15 protein-coding genes are annotated in these 20026 nt (G+C 67.2%); 3 read left to right on the top strand and 12 right to left on the bottom strand.

Going from position 1 to position 20026, the window contains the following annotated elements; all coding sequences use genetic code 11:
* Positions 1 to 52 precede the first annotated feature (52 nt).
* The gene (locus OG203_RS36815; protein ID WP_405168121.1) at positions 53 to 2002 is read right to left on the bottom strand and encodes an Hsp70 family protein; all 1950 of its coding nucleotides are present in this window, start codon (positions 2000 to 2002) and stop codon (positions 53 to 55) included.
* 574 nt (positions 2003 to 2576) lie between these two features.
* On the opposite strand from OG203_RS36815, the gene OG203_RS36810 reads away from it, so the two are divergent.
* Entirely contained in the window at positions 2577 to 3338 is a 762-nt protein-coding gene (locus OG203_RS36810; protein WP_405161809.1) for an SDR family NAD(P)-dependent oxidoreductase, read from the top strand.
* Between the two features lie 95 nt (positions 3339 to 3433).
* Here the strand turns inward: OG203_RS36810 and OG203_RS36805 are convergent, their stop codons facing one another.
* From OG203_RS36805 to OG203_RS36770, 8 genes are all read right to left on the bottom strand, one after another.
* Positions 3434 to 5017: an FAD-dependent oxidoreductase gene (locus tag OG203_RS36805; RefSeq protein WP_405161808.1), complete on the bottom strand. Its 1584-nt coding sequence runs from the start codon at positions 5015 to 5017 to the stop codon at positions 3434 to 3436.
* A 1-nt stretch (position 5018) separates the two neighbouring features.
* Positions 5019 to 6023 carry a diiron oxygenase gene (locus OG203_RS36800; RefSeq protein WP_405161807.1) on the bottom strand — a complete coding sequence of 335 codons (1005 nt, stop codon included), beginning with the start codon at positions 6021 to 6023 and terminating at the stop codon, positions 5019 to 5021.
* A 239-nt stretch (positions 6024 to 6262) separates the two neighbouring features.
* Positions 6263 to 7432 carry an Hsp70 family protein gene (locus tag OG203_RS36795; protein WP_405161806.1) on the bottom strand — a complete coding sequence of 390 codons (1170 nt, stop codon included), beginning with the start codon at positions 7430 to 7432 and terminating at the stop codon, positions 6263 to 6265.
* Between the two features lie 515 nt (positions 7433 to 7947).
* Entirely contained in the window at positions 7948 to 8943 is a 996-nt protein-coding gene (locus OG203_RS36790) for a sulfate/molybdate ABC transporter ATP-binding protein (protein ID WP_405161805.1), read from the bottom strand.
* Entirely contained in the window at positions 8940 to 9746 is an 807-nt protein-coding gene (gene cysW / locus OG203_RS36785) for a sulfate ABC transporter permease subunit CysW (protein ID WP_405161804.1), read from the bottom strand. Before cysW ends, OG203_RS36790 begins: the two co-directional genes overlap by 4 nt.
* Positions 9743 to 10603: a sulfate ABC transporter permease subunit CysT gene (gene cysT, locus OG203_RS36780; protein WP_405168120.1), complete on the bottom strand. Its 861-nt coding sequence runs from the start codon at positions 10601 to 10603 to the stop codon at positions 9743 to 9745. Before cysT ends, cysW begins: the two co-directional genes overlap by 4 nt.
* A gap of 55 nt (positions 10604 to 10658) precedes the next feature.
* Positions 10659 to 11705: a sulfate ABC transporter substrate-binding protein gene (locus OG203_RS36775; RefSeq protein ID WP_405161803.1), complete on the bottom strand. Its 1047-nt coding sequence runs from the start codon at positions 11703 to 11705 to the stop codon at positions 10659 to 10661.
* 206 nt (positions 11706 to 11911) lie between these two features.
* Positions 11912 to 12001: an Ms4533A family Cys-rich leader peptide gene (locus OG203_RS36770; protein ID WP_317983926.1), complete on the bottom strand. Its 90-nt coding sequence runs from the start codon at positions 11999 to 12001 to the stop codon at positions 11912 to 11914.
* 71 nt (positions 12002 to 12072) lie between these two features.
* Between OG203_RS36770 and OG203_RS36765 the strand changes: the two genes are divergently transcribed.
* A complete protein-coding gene (locus OG203_RS36765; protein ID WP_405161802.1) occupies positions 12073 to 13128 on the top strand; it encodes a M48 family metallopeptidase in 1056 nt (351 codons plus the stop codon).
* Positions 13129 to 13201: 73 nt separating this feature from the next.
* On the opposite strand, the gene OG203_RS36760 is transcribed toward OG203_RS36765, so the two are convergent.
* On the bottom strand, positions 13202 to 13459 hold the full coding sequence (locus tag OG203_RS36760; RefSeq protein WP_405161801.1) for a hypothetical protein: 258 nt from the start codon (positions 13457 to 13459) through the stop codon (positions 13202 to 13204).
* A gap of 135 nt (positions 13460 to 13594) precedes the next feature.
* On the opposite strand from OG203_RS36760, the gene OG203_RS36755 reads away from it, so the two are divergent.
* The gene (locus OG203_RS36755; protein ID WP_405161800.1) at positions 13595 to 15592 is read left to right on the top strand and encodes a glycoside hydrolase family 15 protein; all 1998 of its coding nucleotides are present in this window, start codon (positions 13595 to 13597) and stop codon (positions 15590 to 15592) included.
* Positions 15593 to 15604: 12 nt separating this feature from the next.
* On the opposite strand, the gene OG203_RS36750 is transcribed toward OG203_RS36755, so the two are convergent.
* Both OG203_RS36750 and OG203_RS36745 read right to left on the bottom strand, forming a co-directional pair.
* A complete protein-coding gene (locus OG203_RS36750; protein ID WP_405161799.1) occupies positions 15605 to 17404 on the bottom strand; it encodes a dynamin family protein in 1800 nt (599 codons plus the stop codon).
* A 76-nt stretch (positions 17405 to 17480) separates the two neighbouring features.
* Positions 17481 to 19865, bottom strand: coding sequence for a hypothetical protein (locus tag OG203_RS36745; protein WP_405161798.1), 2385 nt, complete (start codon positions 19863 to 19865; stop codon positions 17481 to 17483).
* Between the last annotated feature and the right edge of the window lie 161 nt (positions 19866 to 20026).

Genomic DNA, 20026 nt, shown 5'->3' with positions numbered 1-20026 from the left:
GAGTCGACGTCGGACAATCGGCCCTGGCTGGCCTATGGCGGGTCGAGCCCTCCTAGTGGCTGCCTGCGCCGCCGCTCGCTGAACCGCCCGATGAACCGCCGGAGGAAGCGCCGCCGGAAGTCGAGCCTCCTGAAGTCGAGGCGCTGGAGGTGGAGCCGCCGGAGCTGCTGCCGCCGGTGGAGGCGCTGCTTGATGTTCCGCCCGAAGTGGTGCTGCCGGATGTGCTTGTGCCCGAGGAGGTTCCGCCGGAGGACGTGCCGCCGGATGAGGTACCCCCGGACGATGACGTGTCTGCGCCGCCGCTGGTACCGCCGGAAGTCGAGCCACCGGTGGAGGTTTCGCCCGAAGACGAGCCGCCTGTACTCGAATTGCCTGAGGTGGTTCCGCCGGACGTGGTTCCACCGGATGACGTGCTACCCGATGTCGATCCACCCGTGGACTCGGAAGGTGTTGTGCCGGTTGATGTGCTGGTGCCGGAGGTCCGGGTGTCCACGGTGCCGCCGGTTGCCGGGGTGCTCGCGGCGGGTGGGGTGGCGGGCTGCTCAGGCGCTGCGGGGGCCGGATTGGACTGGGGCGCAGCAGGTATGGAGCCGGATATCGGGGCCGGGGGTGCGGCGGGGACTCCTGCGATCGGCGCCGCGGGGACACCTGGAACCGAGGGCTGTTCGGGCGGTGGGACGAGCTGGAAGAAGGGCAGGGGGTTGATGAAGTAGGCGGGGTCGGCGTAGGTGCCGCCGTGTTGCGTTGTGACATCGGGGAATCGGTGCTCGGCGTGGGCGCCGGGGCGGGATTCGGCGATGCTCGGGCCGAGTTTGGTGGTGTGTGCCGCGGGGGTGATGAAGAGGCCGTAGGCCGAGGGTCTCGGCATCCCGGCACCGGCGGCCAGGGTTCGCGATGTCGTCCATCCCGCGGGCGTCGCGACCCAGGCTTCGCGGTGACCGGTCATTTGGTCCAGGCTGGCGTCGTACAGGAGGGTGTCGGTCGCCGGGGAATCGAGGCCGGGGAATTGATCGAGCACCGGCGATGCGCTCGGATTCGCGGGGCTACCGAATACCGTGACCGCCGACATCGCCACCGCGGAAACAACGGCGGCACTGGAGAATACGGCTACACGCGGCGCGTGCTGCTTACCGCCGGACGCGGCGAGCGCCATGGTGCGGGCGGCCATGAGGGCGGCGCCCGCGGCGACGATCTGGCCGGGGTCGGCCGAAACCACCAGGGGGCGGCCGAGTTCGGCGAGGGTGCGGGCGACCTCGGCGGGCCGGGATGCGCCGCCGATCACCAGGATGCTGCTGATATCGGACAGGGTGAGGTCGGCCGATCGAACGGCGGCGCGCACCACCTCGAGCGTGTCGTGCACGTGCGCGGTGCGCAGGCCGTCGATGTCGACCATCGACAGCATCGACGTCGGCGTGGTCGCGCCGGGCCCGGCGTCGTGGGCGTAGCGCGCGATCATCGCGCCGAGTGGCCTGCCGCCGAAGTCGTAGGAGCGCACCGGTTTTCCGACCATCGGGTGGTTGTCCCAGTCCGGGCCGACCCGCACGACGGTGACGTCGAGACTGGTCCCGCCGAGGTCGTAGACGAGCACGAAGCCCGGCTCCAGCGGACCGTGTTCGTTCTCCAACCATTCCGCGGCGGCGACGGGTTCCGGTACCAGCGCGACGTCGCTCGCACCCGACAGGTCGAACGCCTGCCGCAGCAAGGACACATCTTTGTCGGAATACGTTGCGGGGTAGGTGGCTACCGCACCGGACTCGGATGCCGCCGGCTCGGCCTCGCGCAGGCCGTTCACCACCGCGGCGACCAGATTGGCGGGCGACCAGATGCGCCCGCCGACGATCATCGGCTCCGGGTCGGAGCTCAGGTCGGCGAAATCCGTGACGGCCATGCTGAATTGCGGGATGCCGCCGATGCGCAGTCCGCCCGCGCTGTCGAAGGTCACCGCGGTGCGCCGACTGCGCACGACAGGCCGAGTTCGCGCACCGGTTGCCGACGCCGTCATAGAGTTCACTGCGCCGATGCTGAAACCCAGACCTGTGGTCATATGCTATCCCGTCAACGTACCGAGACCACGTCCATCACACAGAGAACCATGTGGCCGCGGTCGTCTTCCAAACAGCCAGCACAGATTAGCTGTTCGGCTCGCTGGAAGGATGTGGAATAGACATGAACGGCCGGAGAATGGCGTGGAACGTTTAGCTCGCTACGGCAATGATCCGCGTCACCTGCAACTATGCTCCGGCCGCAGAATTGTTCAGCCCTCTCGACAGCCGTCGATTCAATAGTGCCCCAGCCGATCCGGTTACCACGCAGCGATCCGGACAATGCTCCGATAAACGATCAACGCCGCGAACTTCGCCGAGAATTACCCGTCACATAAAGACACTGACTGGTCGGTAACCAAACTATAGCCAGCTCCAACGATTTCAGCAAAGCTAAACTCGGCCCGCCAGACACATGATGCATCAACTCAAGGACCGTTTCCCGCCAGCGCGGCCGACCTGCTCCGGCTTGACTTGGTTCTGCGAACGCACCACTCCGGTGAGATCGCAAGAACGAGAAGGGAAATGGAGACCATGGCGACACGGTTCGCGGAAAAGGTCGTGCTGATCACGGGCGCCAGCTCGGGTGTCGGCAAGGCGGTGGCGCTGCGGGTGGCGAGTGAAGGTGCCGCTGTAGTACTCGGCGCGCGAGGCAAGGACGCGGGTGAGCAGGTGGCGGCCGATATCCGGGCGGCGGGCGGGCGGGCGCTGTTCGTGCCGACCGACGTGACGGTAGAAGAAGACGTGGCCCGGCTCACTCAGGCGGCGCTCACCGAGTACGGGCGGCTCGACGCGGCCTTCAACAACGCGGGCGCGCTCAACTCCTTCGGTCCGATCGGCGAGATCGACGAGGCAGGCTGGCGCGCCGACCTGGAACTCAACCTGACGAGTGTGTTCTACGGTCTGCGCCACCAGGTGCCCGCGCTGATCGCCAACGGCGGCGGCGCGATCCTCAACAACGCCTCGAACCTCGGGGTGGTCGGTATGGGCTCGGTCGCGCCGTACGTGGCGGCCAAGCACGGCGTTGTCGGCCTGACCAGAGCGGTCGCGCTGGAGTCGGCGCAGCAGGGCGTCCGGGTGAACGCGATCGTGTCCGGTGCGATCGACACCCCCGCGTTCCGCAACTCGATGGGCGCGACCCCCGAGGGCGAAGCCGCCATCGCCGCGCTGCACCCGCTGGGCCGAATCAGCAGGCCCGAGGAGACCGCGTCCTTCTGCGCATACCTGCTCAGCGACGAAGCCAGCTTCGTCACCGGCGCGGCACTCGCGATCGACGGCGGTTTCACCGCCCAGTAAGGCCCAAAAGGAAGCTCGGACGGGTCACCATCGACGGCGACGTTGGCGTCGATGGTGGCGACCTCGCGGGACTGCGCAGTCCCGCGAGGAGATCGTCAGGAGCGGGCCAGGAGTCGACGGACCGGACTGCGGCGCTTGGTGGCACCCGCGGTCCGGACCTCGGGCTGGCGCTGGTGGATCAGGCGGTCGAATTCCGTTGCGGTGCCAGCAGGTTCAGGAAGGCGACCGGCGTTGTAGTCGTCGGCCAGTTGTTGCACGGTCTGCTGGGCGCAGGACTTGTTGGTGCCGATGAAGCCGGTCGGGCCGCGCTTGATCCAGCCGGTGACGTAGGTGCCCGGCAGGACGGCACCGTTGACTCGTTCGAGGACGCGGCCGTCTTGATTCGGGATCACGCTGCCCGCAGCGTCGAACGGCAGGCCGGGGATCGCGACGCCACGGTAGCCGACCGAGGTGAGCACGAGGCCTGCGTCGAGCCGTTCGGTGACGCCGGTCGCGACCGCGCGAGTGCGGCCGTCCTGGTCGGTGACGAGCTCGTTGCGGCTCACCTCGATGCCGGCCACCCGGTCGGTGCCGAGGATCTCGGTGGGAGAAGCCAAGTAGCGGAACACGATTCGCTTGCGTTCACCGAACGGCCGATTACGCACCGTGTGCAGCAACCGCAGCTTCTGCTCGACCTGATACGACAGACCGTCGGTGACCGCGGGCAGTTCGCCGTCGATCGCGATGTCCACGTCGGCACCGAGCAGACCAACGAATTCCGGCACGGTGAAAGCGGATTCGAGCGGACCGCGGCGGCCGAGGATGACCACCTCCTCGATCTTGCTCTCCCGCAACGCCCGCAGCGCGTACGGCGCAATATCGGTGGCCGCCAACGCATCCGGATCACTGGTCAGAATGCGCGCGACATCGAGGGCGACGTTGCCGTTGCCGACGATCACCGCCCGCTGCTGCGACAGATCGAAGATACGGTCCACGTGATCGGGATGCCCGTTGTACCAGGCGACGAAGTCGGTGGCAGAGATATTGCCGGACAACCCTTCACCGGGGATGTCGAGCTTGCGGTCGGCCGAAGCACCGACGGCGTAGATCACCGCGTGGAAATGATCGAGCAGCTCCTCGTGCGAAACATGCCCGCCCACTTCGACATTCAGGTACGAGCCGAAGCCGTGCTGGGCCGAGATGATGTCGAACAGCTCGCTGACCTTGCGGGTCTTGTCGTGATCCGGCGCGACACCGTGCCGGGCCAGCCCGTACGGAACCGGCAGCCGGTCGAACACGGTGACCGACACGTCGGGCTGGGTCAGCAGCTCGTCGGCCGCGTACATCGCCGACGGACCCGACCCGACGATCGCCACCCGCATCGGCTGGCGCTCGGTCCGAATCTCGGCCGCGGGCACCGGCTTTGCCAGCAGCGGCCGCGGCCGGGCCTGCCGGTAGAAGTCGGCGTTGATCTCGATGAACGGCTTCTGCTCGTCGGTCAGCTTCTTCGCCGAGACGATCGCGTCGACCGGGCACGCGGTGGCGCAGGCGCCGCAGTCGACGCACGCCTGCGGGTCGACGTACAGCATGTCCGCGGTCAGGAAGTCGGGCTCATCCGGCGTGGGATGGATGCAGTTGACCGGGCAGGCGTACACGCACGACGCGTCGCTGCAGCAGGACTGCGTGACGATATAGGGCACGTCAGCCGGCCTTGGCCGCGCGCAACGGCTCCGAACGGTAGCGGGTGGTGTGGCCGTCGATCTTGAGCAGCTTCCATACCGCCTTGGAGATCGGGTTCATCAGGCCGATGTCCTTGGCCAAAGTCCGCACGTCACCGAAGAAGTCGCTGAACTCCTGCTTGGATTCCTTCGACCCGTAGAACAGTTCCTTGCGGACGTAGTCCGGGATGTCGAATTCGCGCCAGAAGGAGCGCGGCGGGGTGAAGATCGAGCGGCCGAGGATGAACATGACGATCGGCATCGCGATCGACAGCACGAACTTGCTACCCGGCTTCGCCTCCGGCACATGGATTTTCAGGAACTCGTGGGCGAAGGAGATGTGCCGCGCCTCTTCGGCCACGTGAATGGCCATGACGCCGCGCATGATCGGGTGCACGTCCTCGCCGGAGCGCAGGATCGCCTTCTGGATGTGGTCGATCGGCTCCTCGCCGGCGAGCACGGCCATGAAGAACAGGTTGGGGAAGAGCGCGGCCACCGGGGCGCCGACGTACTTGAACTTGCGGACGAGCGGGCCCATGCCCGGTACGTCCTCGCCGATCCGGTTCACCATCTCCTGGAACATCAGGGTGTGGTTGTGCTCCTCGATCATCTCGTGGGAGCAGTAGCGGAATTCGGGGGAACCGTTCGGCAGGCCGAAGTTGTGCGTCACCATGCCGCTGATCAGGATCGTTTCGAACTGCAGGCCCACCTTGGCCACGTTGGCCTGGCGGTATTTGCCGATCGCGATCTTGCGCTCGTCGGACTGCGCGAGGTACCAAGGATGACGGCCGAGCGGATCGGCCGAGACCGGCAGGATCCACCGCTCCGGCCCCGCCTTGGGGTCGAAGTCAGGGTTGTCCCAGTCGATGTCCTCGAACGGGTCGAAATGCTTGTTGACCGAACCCTCAGAGAGCAGCAGCAGCGTCGCGGCGTACTCCTGCGCCTTCTCCAGGTCGGTGTCGACCGGGGGCGTCACGGCTGTAGACATCGTCGTCGCCTGCCTCTCCTCGTAGAACGTTTATCTGTTTCCCATAGTTACACCTACGAGTAGTCACGTCAAGCTACCCAGACATAGATCTGGACGATTGATCACGGGGAACTGACGGCGGCGAAACGCGAGAGGCCGCCGCCACCAGTTCCCCCTCGGCGGGGTAATACGGTGGCGGCGGCCTCGCTGAGGATCCGGTGGCGGCTGCCCTCGTCACTGCCGCCGCTGGATCGCCCTTATTAGTGCAGCCCGAGCTGCGCCAAACCCACGACGACCCCGTCGGCAGGTAGTGCGAGTGCCATACCGACGCCGGCGACGGACAGCCCGGCGGCGAGCGCGACCCTGGTCAGCCGCTGTTTGGTCCGCTGCGACAGCCCCAACGCCCTGGTGGCCGCCCGCCGATGCGCGCCGGGGCGGCGCTTGCCGTGGTGCTTGCCGGACAGTTCCTCGGCGGCGACGGCGGCCCTGCGGCCGATGATCGCCGCGCCGTCCGCGATGGTCCGCTCCGGATCGGGCGCGGTGATCACCGGCCGTGCCAGCTCGCCCGCCAGCACCTGGGCCACCTCGACCGGGCGCGCCGCGCCGCCGACCACGAGGACGCAGTCGACATCGGCCATGGTGACGTCCGCGACGCGCAGGCATCGGTAGACGAGTTTCAAGGAGGCCCGCACGTGTTTGGTGCGCAACTCGTCCGCGGTCGTGCCGGTGACCAAGCCGGAGATCGAGTCCGACGGCAATCCGTGCCCGGCCCGCGAGGCGACCAGCGCGCCGAAGGCCCTGCCACCGTATTCGGCGGAACGCATCGGCTCGCCGACGATCGGATTGCTCGGACAGCCCGCACCGACCCGGACCAGCGTGACGTCGAGACTCGCGCCACCTAGGTCATAGACGAGTGCGAGACCGGGCATGAGCGGACCGCGGTCGGCTTCGAGCCAGGTCGCCGCCGCGATGGGTTCGGCGACCAGTTCGACCCGGTCGAGACCGATCGCGTCCAGTGATGCGCGCAGGTCTCCGACATGCGTCTCGTTGTAGCGCGCCGGATAGGTGAGCGCGATGCCGACGCCGGTGCTGTGCCCGTCGTAATGCGGATGATCGAGCAGCGTTTCGGTGATCAGGCTCTCGGCGACCACCGCCACCAGGTCCGCGGGTGAGAGGGCGCGGTGACCGACGCGCGCCGACATGATCGAACGTTGTGTGAGATCGGCGAATTCGATGATCGCGCGACCGTGCCGCGGGATCATGCCGACCCTGGCCAAACCCGTGCTGTCGAAGGTGAGTGTTGTTCGGCGGGTGATGGATTGGGATCGTTGGGCCCAGCGGCGCCCCGGCGGAGCTTTCGCTGAACCTTCCTCCGCGAGTGCGGAAACCGTGTTCACCGTGCCGATGCTCAAACCGAGACCAACCGCCATCGCAATCCACCTGATCGCCGAGCCGATTTGCTTCGAACGCTGTCCACGCAACCACTCGGCGACCTGCATGCCAACCACCGGACACCCTGTTGTCCGCAGCCGCCCTGTTTTGGAACAGGTTGCATAGCATAAGCATCCATCCTGGTCACCTGCCCTGGACGGCGGCGTATGCGGCGGCGGGCGGATCACACTGCGACACGCCGATATTCGAGGGTGTCCCGTCCGTGTTTGCGGACGCACCGAGCAATCGGGCACCCCGGGTGAATACACGTTCTCACATGCTGTGATAGCCCCTAACAATGCCCCGAACGCCTGACACGGGACCGCCGGAGGCGGATACTGTCCCGACGCGCCGGGGCAAAACGACGACACACCACTTAGCTCACGCTTGAACGCCGAGCCCAACAGTCCGCCAGCGCAACTCTTTACCCACTATCGCGGCAGCTGTCCGTCGCGGAAACCGACGGATTCCGTTGCGTCAGCACAAGATCAGCAACGTCTCAGCAGCCGGATGATCAATGTGCGGGCAACTCCGGAATTCTGGTCGCTCGGGCGTACACCGTTTCACCGTCGGACAGCCGCAGCGCCTCCGCGTCACCACGGGTCACCTGAGCGGCGAACAGATCACCGGTAGCCGCGTTACGCAGCTCGACCCGCACCTCGAACCCCAGGTGCACGACCCGCTCGACCGTCGCCCGGGTAACACCCGCCGAGTCCGCGGTCCCCTCGTGCTCGGCCAGCGACATGCTCGGCTCGCGACCGACCCGGATGTCGTGCGGCCGCACCAGATGCCCGTTGAGCCGCGCCACCGCGCCGAGGAACGACATCACGAATTCGTTGGCGGGCCGGTCGTACACGTCCTCGGGCGTACCGATCTGCTCGATCCGGCCCTTGTTCATCACCGCGATCCGGTCGGCCACGTCCAGTGCCTCCTCCTGGTCGTGGGTGACCAGCACGGTGGTCACGTGCACCTCCTCGTGCAACCTGCGCAACCAGGTGCGCAGATCGGCACGGACCTTGGCGTCCAGCGCGCCGAACGGCTCGTCGAGCAGCAGCACCTGCGGGTCGACGGCGAGCGCGCGGGCCAGCGCCATCCGCTGACGCTGACCACCGGACAGCTGTGCAGGGTAACGGTGCTGGAAACCGTCGAGGCCGACGATGCCGAGCAGTTCGTCCACCCGCTTGGCGATCTCGTTCTTGGGACGCTTGCGGATCTTCAACCCGAACGCCACATTGTCGCGAACGGTCATGTGCTTGAACGCGGCGTAATGCTGGAACACGAAACCGATGTCGCGCTTCTGCGGCGGCACCCTGGTCACGTCGTTGCCCGCGATCAGCACGATGCCGGAGTCGAGCGATTCGAGTCCGGCGATCGAGCGGAGCAGCGTCGACTTGCCCGAACCCGAGGGCCCGAGCAGCGCGGTCAGCTCGCCGGACGGGATATCGATGGTGACGTCGTCGAGCGCGGCGAACGAACCGTAGTTCTTCTTCGCATTGGTCACGGTGATCATTTAGTGCCCCGTTTGCGTTCGAGGAGGGTCATCAACAGGAGTGTCACGAGGGCAAGGCCCATCAGCAGGGTCGCGGCGGCGTAGGCGCCGAAGGTGTTGTGGTCGTTGATGTATCGGCCGTGCACCAGCAGCGTCAGCGTCTGCGATTTGCCAGGCAGCGCGGAGGACACCATGATCACCGCGCCGAACTCGCCGAGCGCACGCGCCACGGTGAGCACGACGCCGTAGGTGAGTCCCCAGCGGATGGCGGGCAGCGTGATCCGCCAGAAGGTCTGCCAGCGGGTGGCGCCAAGGGTGGCGGCGGCCTGTTCCTGGTCGTCGCCGATCTCGTGCAGCACCGGCTCGACCTCACGCACCACGAACGGCAGCGTGACGAAGATGGTGGCGATCACCATGCCGGGCAGATTGAAGATCACCTTGACGCCGAGGTCCTCCAGGCCGCCGAACCAGCCGCCCGCACCCCACAGCAGGATCAGCGCCACACCGACCACGACCGGCGAGACCGCGAACGGCAGATCGACGATGCCCTGAACCAGGGTGCGCCCCGGGAACTTTCCGCGCACCAGCGCGATCGCGGTGACGACGCCGAACACCACGTTCACCGGGACCACGATCACCACGATGATCATCGACAGCTGGAACGCCGAGATGGCCGCCGGCGTGGTAATGGACTCGAAGAACGCGCCGATGCCCTTCTCGAAGGTGCGCAGCAGGATGATGATCAGCGGCAACACCAGCAGCACGAACAGGTAACCCAGCGCGACGACCCGCAGCGAAATGCGGGTAGGCCAAGACAGATTCATCGCGATTCCTGTTCCTTGCGCACGCTGCGCTCGGCGAGCAGTCGCAGTATCAGCAGCGTCGCGAACGAAATGACAAGCAGCGCAACCGAAACCGCGGCCGCGTTGACCGGCCGATCGATCTCGATCTGCTTCTGGATGTACTGCGAGGCCATTTCGGTCTTGCGCGGAATCGCGCCACCGATCAGTACCACCGAACCGTATTCACCGATGGCACGGGCGAACGCGAGCCCGCCGCCGGAGATGATCGCGGGGGCAAGGGTCGGTAATACGATGCGGCGGAAGGTGGTCCAGTTGTCCGCGCCGAGCGAGAGCGCGGCCTGCTCGACCTCGCGGTCGGCCTCGATCAGCACCGGCTGCACCGAGCGGACCACGAACGGCAGCGTGACGAACGCGAGCGCGACGATAAGACCGGGCTGGGTTGCGTTGAGGTGGATATCAATGGGGCTCTGCGGGCCGTACAGCGACAGCAGTACAATGCTCGCCACGATCGTCGGCAGCGCGAACGGCAGATCGATCAGCGCGTTGACGATGCTCTTGCCGGGAAAGTCGTCACGCACAAGCACCCACGCGATGAGCGTGCCCATCACCACGTTGACCACCGCGACCACCACCGAGACGAGCACGGTGATCCGCAGCGAGTCCACCGCGGCGGGCGCGCTGATCGCGCTCCAGAAGCCGGACCAGCCCTCATCGAACGAGGTGACGGTGAGCGCGGCCAGCGGAAGCAGCACAATGACGCTGAGCCACAGCACGGCGGTGGCGATGCCGAGCGGGCCCACCGAGCCGGTCACCCGCAGCCACGACCAATTCCGCCGGCTGACCCCTGGGGAACCGCCGGGAGCGGGCGTCGACCCGATCCCGGCGGTGCTGCTGTCAGTCACAGTCGTCCAGTATCCCGTGCGCCGGGGCCGGTTACTTGGTCGCCTTGTCGTAGATCACCGCGACGGAGCCGGTGTTCGGGGTGAACAGGTCCTTGTCGACGGCCTTCCAGCCGCCGAGGTCGTCGATGGTCCACAGCTTCTGCGGGGTCGGGAAGTCCTTGGCGAAATCGGCGGCGACCTTCGGGTCGACCGGACGGAAACCCGCTGCGGCCCAAGCCTTCTGGCCCTCGGGGGTGTAGAGGAAGTCGCGGAAGGCGACGGCCTTGGCCTGGTTCTTGCTGTTCTTGAGCACCGCGACCGGGTTCTCGATCTTGAACGTGGTCGACGGGATGAAGTGCTCGATCGGGTCGCCGTTGCGCTCGGAGAAGATGGCCTCGTTCTCGTAGCTGAGCAGCACGTCGCCGGTGCCCTGCAGGAACGTCTCGGTGGCTTCGCGGCCCGACTTCGGCTGCACCTTGACGTGCTCCTTGGTGATCAGCTGGCTCAGGTAGTCCAGGCCCGCCTGCGGGTTCTTGCCGCCGTCGGACTTGGCCGCGTACGGCGCGAGCAGGTTCCACTTGGCCGAGCCAGAGCTGAACGGGTTCGGGGTCACCACCTCGACGCCGGGCTTGAGCAGGTCGTCCCAGTCCTTGATGCCCTTCGGGTTGCCCTTGCGGACCGCGATCGCGACGACCGAGCCGAACGGAATCCCCTTGGTGGCGTCGGCATTCCAGTTCGCGTCGACCAGGCCAGCGTCAACCAGGCGGGTGATATCGGGCTCGACCGAGAAGTTCACGATATCGGCTTCGGCGCCGTCCTTGACCTTGCGGGACTGATCGCCCGACGCGCCGTAAGAGCCGTTGACGACGACGCCCTTGCCCTTGTCGGTCTTGTTGAACTCGGGGACCACCTTGTCGAAGCCGGGCTTCGGGACGGCGTAGGCGTAGAGGTTCAGCGTGCCGCCGCTGCCGTCGGCGCCACCACCCCCGGCCGTGTCGCTGGCTCCACCGCCGCACGCGGTGAGGGCGACCGCCGCGAACGCGGTGAGTGCGGCGACGGTGGCGCGTCGGCGCGGGGTGAGCCAAGATTTGCGAGACATCGGGGTGGACCTTTCCTACGGACCGCCTGCTCGGGACCTCGAGTGGCGGAGAAAACTACTGTTGGATCGGTAGACCTGCGGCCGCATCGATGCGAGCGGTGGCGTGGCTATCGGCCGGGTAGGCCGTCGGGGGTTCGGGGACGTCTGCGAAAAGGTTGCACGCCAGTCTACGAGGGAGGGACGCGCAAACGTGCCCGGTCAACCGATCAGCGACAGAGAATGTCGGCGACCGCGAGATTGCCGACCGCGATCAACGCCAGTTCATGGCGGACCCGCGGGACACAACTCGAAGACACGGGCAGACTGTAGCAGAGGCCACGGCCCGAGTTCGAATCACAGAGTTCCAGGAAGAGGGGGGTTTCATCCCATGACTAACAGCCCGGATCGCGTACGTACGAGGTTTCCAGGGATCAGCACTCGCGCGTGGGAGCACCCCGCCGACCGCACCGCGTTGGTCGCGCTGCGGACGCTGTCCGGGTTCGACCTCATACTGCGCACTTTGTCCGGTTTGCTGCAAGAACGCCAGCATCGACTTCTTTACCTCGCGACGGCGGTTCGAGTCGACGAACGACAGTTCCGTTCGCTGCATCAATTGCGCGAAGACTGCGTCGCCGTGCTCGACGCCCGCACCACGCCGGAGATTTTCGTGCTGCAGAGCCCGCACGTCAATGCCTTCACTATCGGCATGGACCAGCCGTTCATCGTGCTGACCACCGGTTTGATCGATCTGATGGATACCGAGGAGTTGCGTTTCGTCGTCGGCCACGAGCTCGGGCACGCGCTGTCCGGCCATGCGGTGTACCGCACCATGCTCATGCATTTGCTGCGAATCTCCGCGAGCATCGGCTGGATGCCGGTGGGCGGCTGGGCTTTACGCGCGATCGTCGCCGCGCTGATGGAATGGAGCCGCAAGTCCGAGTTGTCCGGCGACCGGGCGGGGCTGCTGTGCGGGCAGGATGTCGACGCCTCGGTGCGGGTGCACATGAAGACCGCGGGCGGCACCTGGATCAAGGAAATGAACCACGGCGCGTTCCTGGCCCAGGCCGACGACTACGAACGTTCCGGCGACCTGCGCGACGGCGTGCTGAAACTACTCAACCTGGAGCTGCAGAGCCACCCGTTCTCGGTGCTGCGCGCCGCCGAGCTGCGCCGCTGGATCCAGAGCGGTGAATACGACCGCATCCTGGCCGGTGATTACCCGCGCCGGGACCAGGACAGGAACGCCAGCATCACCGAGGAGATCAAGGAAGCCGCCCGCAGCTACCGCGACAACTTCGACCAGTCCGAGGACCCGCTCATCCGCACCGTCGGCAACCTCGGCCGCGATGTCGGCTCCGCGGTCAGCACGGTCGGGCAGGAGGTCGGCGACACCGTCTCCAAGATCGGCAAGCGGTTCAACGACTGGCGGGCCGGGGAGAACTAGCGAGTGACGAGCCAGGCGACGACGACGAGGACGAGCAGGGCGATCAGGGCCAGCTGGACGCGCGAACGTGGCATCAGTGGGCGCCGCTCTGCACGGTCGGGCGAGTTTCGCCGGTCGTGAGGTCGGCGGGCACGGTATCGGGCACGACGGGCAGCGTCGGCTCGGTGCCGTGCTTGCGGTCGAGTACCCGCAGCAGGGCGCGCAGCGTCCGGTCGAGCAGGTAGGCGATGGCGAAGCTGACCGGGACCATGCCTACCAGCACGACGAGGAACTGCGGGATGAACGGGAGTCCCGCGACCCACAGCTCGAAGCTGTCCCACCAACCTGCCATCTGATGCACCACCTCAGCCTAGTGCGTCCACCTGAGAGCTCGGCAAGGTGAATATCGGTCACCCGAACACGCCGCACCGCAGGGGCGACAATAGACACAGTGGACGTAAGCCTCGGGTGGGCCCGAAGATGAGGTATGGCGTCTCCCGAGTCCTCCGACGATCTCACCGTCGACGAGCCGTACGACCTGCCGGTCCTCAGCCACCTGACCGAATCACGCAAGCACGGCGCCTTCCCGCCGATCGATGACTACGCGTTCCTGTCCGACTGCGAGACCAGCTGCCTGATCGCCAGCAACGGATCCGTCGAATGGATGTGTGTACCCCGTCCGGACTCCCCCAGCGTCTTCGGCGCGATGCTCGACCGCAGCGCTGGCCACTTCCGGCTCGGTCCGTACGGCGTCAACGTGCCTGCGGCGCGCCGCTATCTGCCCGGCGGCATGATCCTGGAAACGACCTGGCAGACCGACACCGGCTGGCTGATCGTGCGCGACGCGCTCGTGCTCGGCCCGTGGCACAACAACGACCAGCGCTCCAAGACACACCGCCGTACCCCGATGGACTGGGACGCCGAGCATATGCTGCTGCGCACGGTGAAGTGCGTGAACGGCACCGTCGAGCTCGAGATGAGCTGCGAGCCCTCCTTCGACTACCACCGCGCGGCGAGCCGCTGGGAGTACACCGGCAAGGTCTACGAGGAGGCGACCGCGGTCCGCACCGACGATCCGGGCGCTGGCCCGAGCCTGGTGCTGACCACCGACCTGCGGCTCGGTCTCGAGGGCAGGGAGGCGCGCGCCCGCACCAGGATGGAGGAGGGCGACGAGAGGTTCATCGCGCTGACCTGGTCGGAATTGCCCGCGCCCAAGACCTATGCCGATGCGGCGCAGCGGATGTGGCAGACCACCGAGAGTTGGCGCCAGTGGATCACCCAGGGCAATTTCCCGGATCACCCGTGGCGCAGCTACTTACAGCGCAGCGCGCTGACCCTCAAGGGCCTCACCTACGCCCCGACCGGCGCACTACTCGCCGCTGCCACCACCTCGCTCCCGGAAACCCCTGGCGGTCAACGTAATTGGGACTATCGCTACACCTGGGTTCGCGATTCCAGCTTCGCGCTGTGGGGCCTGTACACGCTCGGGCTCAACCGCGAGGCCGACGACTTCTTCGCCTTCCTGCGCGACGCGACCACCGGTGAAAACGGCGATGCTGTTCCGCTGCAAGTCCTTTACGGCATCGGCGGCGAACGCCAGATCACCGAGGAGACGCTCGACCACCTCAGCGGTTACGAACGATCCAAGCCGGTGCGCATCGGCAACGCCGCCTACAACCAGGACCAGCACGACATCTGGGGCACCATGCTCGATGCCGTGTACCTGCATGTGAAGTCGCGCCAGCAGGTGCCGGAAACGTTGTGGCCGTTACTGGAACGTCAGGTCCACGCGGCCATCGCGCATTGGCACGAGCCCGACCGCGGCATTTGGGAAGTACGCGGCGAGCCACAGCATTTCACCTCGTCCAAGGTGATGTGCTGGGTCGCACTCGACCGCGGCGCGAAGCTGGCCGAGTTGCACGGCCAGCTCGAGCACGCCACCGACTGGTACACCATCGCCGACGAGATCAAGGCCGACATCCTCGAGCACGGGGTGAACTCGAACGGTGTGCTCACCCAGACCTACGGCGGCGACACCCTGGACGCCTCACTGCTTTTGGCGGTGCTGGTCCGCTTCCTGCCGCCGGAGGACCATCGGATCCGGGCCACCGTGCTCTCCATCGCGGACCGGCTCACCGAAAACGGCCTGGTACTTCGCTACCGCACCGAGACCACCGATGACGGATTGTCCGGTGCCGAAGGCGCTTTCACCATCTGTTCGTTCTGGCTGGTGTCCGCGCTGGTCGAGATCGGCGAGCTGCAGCGGGCCAGGCACCTGTGTGAGCGGCTGCTCGGCTTCGCCAGCCCGCTGCGCCTCTACGCCGAGGAGATCGACCCGCGCAGCGGCCGTCACCTTGGCAACTTCCCGCAGGCCTTCACCCACCTTGCGCTGATCAACGCGGTCACCCACGTGATCAGGGCCGAGGACTACCGCAACGCGGGCGGCTTCCAACCCGCCCACTCCCCCGCGAACAACCCTGGGTAGCAGCGCTTTTCGTCAGACGGCCAGACTGTCGGCCTGTTCGCGCAGGCCGCGCAGTTTGCCGAGTTGGGCATCAACGTCGGTGATCCGGTCGCCGCTGCGGTCGCCGTACTTCTCGTAGGCGGCCTCGGCCAGGCGCAGCGCCTCGTCGGCCTGCTTGGCGACGTCGCCGGCGATCTCGGTGAAGTGATCGCGCAGCACCCGCTGCATGGCGCGCAAGCGATTTCGCGATTCCTTGCTCACCTGGAAGATGACGTCGTCCATCAGCCGAGCCACCGCGACCTTCGCCTCGGCGCGACGACGAGCCTTGCGGTTCTTGCGATCGTCCCACAGCGCGTTGACACCGAGCAGCACGCCCGCACCGGCCGAGTACCAGTTGACCAGCGACATGCCGAGCAGGCTGGTGGCAAGACCGACCATGAGGACGCCACCGTAGGAACCACGCAGGCCGGACAGGAACTGTTGGGTCACACCGGCTTTCGCGCTCTCCAGGGGTTCGAGCGGCTGCACCGGTTCGAGGACCTCGCCGGGGTTGTCCAGACGCAGATCGGGCAGCGGCGCGGCTCGGTTGTCCGCCAAGAACTTCGAGGCCACCTGCTCGGACAGCTCGACCGAGCGATAGTGCGCCATCACGAAGTTCTCCTCGACCGCCTCGCAGATCCTGGCGTCGAGGTCGGTGCCGAATTCCTTCCAGCGCCGCGCCGGATCGGTCTTGGTGATCTCGGCCTCGGCGTCGCGCACGAGGTTGCGCAGCCGGTGGCGCAGGTCGTGTTCGATATCTGCCATCAGCTCGGTGCTGCCGTCGACCAGGGTGACCTGCCAGTTCGCCGTGCGCTGGCGCAGTTGATCGGCGCCGTCACGGGCCCGGACCAGCTGGTCGGTGATCTCGTCCCGGCGGCGCGGATCGCGCAGCGACTCGACCTCGTTGCGCAACGTCAACGCGAGATGATCGCTGACCAGCCGAATGTCCTGCACAGCGGCTTCCAGCGCGACGCTGTCCGCGCGGGCGACCACATAGTCGCGCAGGTGGTCGATCAGTTGTGGCACACCGGATTCGATGTCGCGCTGATAGTTGCCGGACAGCCCGGCCTGCCGGTGCAGTTCCGCGGACACCGGCGCCACGGCGAAGCCGAGTCCGGCCGCGTCGAGCAGTTCCCGGTTGCGCTGTTGGGTGTGCGACCAGTGGGAGAACTGGTCGATCTTGTTCAGCACGCAGATGACGGTCGGGCAGATCTGCTGGATGCGCTGCAGGTAGGCGATCTGATCGACGGTGAGTTCGGTGGCCGCGTTGGTGACGTAGAGCACGGCGTCGGCGGCGGCGACCATCGACCAGGTGGTGTTGTCGGCGCCGCGCGCACCGGGCGCGTCCATCACCACGACACCGTCGGCAAGCAGCGAACTCGGCTGGGTGAACTCGGCCCGGATCACGCCGAAGCCGGAGATGGCCGGGCCTGGATCGAGCGGATCCACCGATTGCCGCTCGGTGCGGCCGTCGACCGAACGGACCAGTGTGGCGGTCGGATCCGGTCCGTACTCGACGATGACGGGCACGCTCAGGTCGCTGTCGGTCGCACTGACCGACGCGCCGACCAGGCTGTTGACCAGCGTGCTCATGCCGTTCTTCGGCTCACCGACGACGACGAGACGAACACGGGGATCGCTGACCCTGGCCCGGACCATACTCAGGCGGCTGCCCAAATCGTCCCGGCCCGCGAAACGGGTCATCTCCCGCAGTTCGTCCAGAATCCGGATCAGCGGCGCCATCGCGTCCGGATGTTTCACCGTCGCGGCCTTCAGCCCGGCTGCGGCAGACAACCTGCCTCCTTACATGCGTTTGCTATCGATCGACATGGACGCCCCCTGCACCCCTTGACCTCACAACAAGCTCCGGTTACATCAACGCTATGTCCAAGCCGCCCGGTACCAGGTGGTGGGTCTCGGCCATCGTTGATTCCGGCATCAAGCCGCCGGACAGGCCGCCGCCCGAGGCAACCGCGAGGGTCGCGTGGTCGGTGTAGTAGGCGTGATCGGTGTAGTAGGCGTGGTCCTGCAGCGGCGGCATGGTCGTGTCGACCATGTGGGTGCTGCTGATCGGGTCCGCGCCGACGTGCGACTTCGGGTCGGCCAGCGGCGGCTTGAAGGTCGGCACCGGCGCCTGCGTCGGGGCAGGGTTCTGGAAGGTCGGCACGTCGTGCGTCGGGAAGTTCTGCGTCGGGACCGCGGTCGGCACGTCGTGGGTCGGCACCGAGACGGTCGGCTCCGGCTGGCTCGCGGTCGGCACGTCGTGCGTCGGCACGGACGGCTGGGTCGTTGCCCCACCTGACGTTCCGCCGTTGCCGGTGCTGGGACCGGTACCTGTACTCGGGCCGGTACCCGTGCTCGGACCGGTGCCCGTGCTCGGACCGGTGCCAGGAGTCGTCGAGTCGTCGTTCGGGGCGGTGGTCGGCGTGTGCGTCGACGGAACCTTGGTGGTCGGCACGTCCGGACCCGTGGTGATGCCGCCGTGCGGCGTCGAAGGATGGCCCGCGCCAGGCACATTCGTGGTGTCCGGTGTCTTCGGGACGCTCGGCACGGTGACATCGGTCGGCACGATCGGGGCCGGAACGGTCTTGGTGATGGTGGTCGGCGTGTTCGGCGTGGTGATCGTGACGTCGGTCGGCTTCGTGCTGGTCCCAGGATCGGTCACCGGGGTCGGCTTCAGCACGGGCGTCGGCCGGGCGTGATCGAACAGCACGGGCGTGGCGGCCGCGGGCACGGTGAGCACCGACGGACCCTCCGGCGCCGTGAACACATTCGCGATCGGCGTGGTCGCGGCGTCCGGCTGGATCGTGGTCTGCAGCGGGGTGGCCGCCACCGGCTGCGCGGCACTCGCCACGGGCGCTACCGCGACAACGGGCGCCGCCGCGGCTACCGGAGCGACCGCGGCCGACATGACCGGTGCGGGCGCGACGAGCGGCTGAACGACCGGCTGCGCGGTGGCGGCCGGTGCTGCCGTCGACGAGGACGAGCCCGGGGTGGTGAGGCCGCCGAGAACGCCGGGGTGGCTGTGCTGGTTGTGACCGGTCATGGCCGGATCGGTCACCGAGCGCCCGGTGCCGTCTGGCACGTGCCCGAGGCCGCTGCCGAGGAAGTCGGTGAACTGGTCGAGCTGGTCGCCGACGTGGCCGACGCCGACATCCACCTTCATCTCGGAGTTGAAGTAGACGCCCTGCGGACCGACGCCGAAGTCCACCGACCACTGCGTGCCGACAAAGATCCCGAGGGGATCACCGCCCGCGTGGCCGACACCGTCGAACGGGCCGCCGGCGGTCGGGGTCGCTTGCGAGCCGGGCAGGTCGAAGGCGCCGGAACCCGGCGCGACGAAACCGTTCGCACCCGGCATGCCGAAACCGTGCCCGGCCTGACCGAGCCCGTGGCCGGGCAGGCCGAAGCCGTGGCCGCCTGGCTCGTCGAGATCGTCCGAGACGCCGCCGGTTCCCGGCAGCTGCAGGCCGTTGGACACACCGGCGTCCGTGCCGGGCAGGCCGAAGCCGCCGGAGGTTCCCGGCAGGTCCATGCCCGTCTGGCCGGGCAATCCGAACCCATGTTGAGCTGGCGCATCAGATGTCCCCGGCAATCCGAAGCCTTGCTGCGTACCGGACGTACCTGGCAACCCGAATCCCTGCTGGCTCGGCGCACCGGACGTGCCAGGCAGCCCGAAGCCCTGCTGGCTCGGCGCACTCGACGTGCCCGGCAATCCGAAGCCTTGCTGCGTTCCGGACGTGCCCGGCAGTTCCATGCCGTTCTGACTCGAGGCACCGCCGGGCAGCGTCGGCAGACCCATGCCGGACTGGCCCGCGTCCGTTCCTGGCAGCGGGAAGCCCGCGTCGGTGCCGCTGTAGTCACCGTTGAGGGTCGGCAGCGGCAGGTTCGCGCCACCCTGGGTGGTGCCGGGCAGGGTGAAGCCGTGGTAGTCGTGCGAAACCGGTGAGTTGGTGGCGTGCGGCGGGTTCAGCGGCGCGGGCTCGACGACCTGGTCCGGGAAGGTGATCACCGGCGAAGGCGTGTCGGAATCGGGGTCGCTGTTACGCGCCCAGCCCGCGTTCCTGCTGTCCGCGTGCGACGAGCCGGGATGCGCCGGGACGCCGCCGCCGTTCGCGGCAACCAGCGCGCCGCCGGTGACATACGCGCCCGCCCGCGCTACCCGCGCGACGCCGGTGGCAACTCGGTAGGCGGTGTCACCCGCGCGCTCGGCTGCCTCGGTGGCGTCGTCATCGAAGGGCAGGTCACGCGTCATGAAAGCTCCATCTCGGGTTTCCAGCAACCATCCGCACCGGCCGGCCAGACCGAGTGAAGATCACCTAACACTATTTCGGGAAAACCCGACTGTCACATTCTCCAGGACTGTAGAGACTCCGCCGGTGGCGAGCAACACAACCCTGCCATCCCGAAAACCAG

It is taken from the genome of Nocardia sp. NBC_01499 (assembly GCF_045040275.1).
Taxonomy (GTDB): domain Bacteria; phylum Actinomycetota; class Actinomycetes; order Mycobacteriales; family Mycobacteriaceae; genus Nocardia.
The sequence above is the reverse complement of the archived record's forward strand: the minus strand, read 5'-3'. Positions and strand labels throughout refer to the sequence as shown.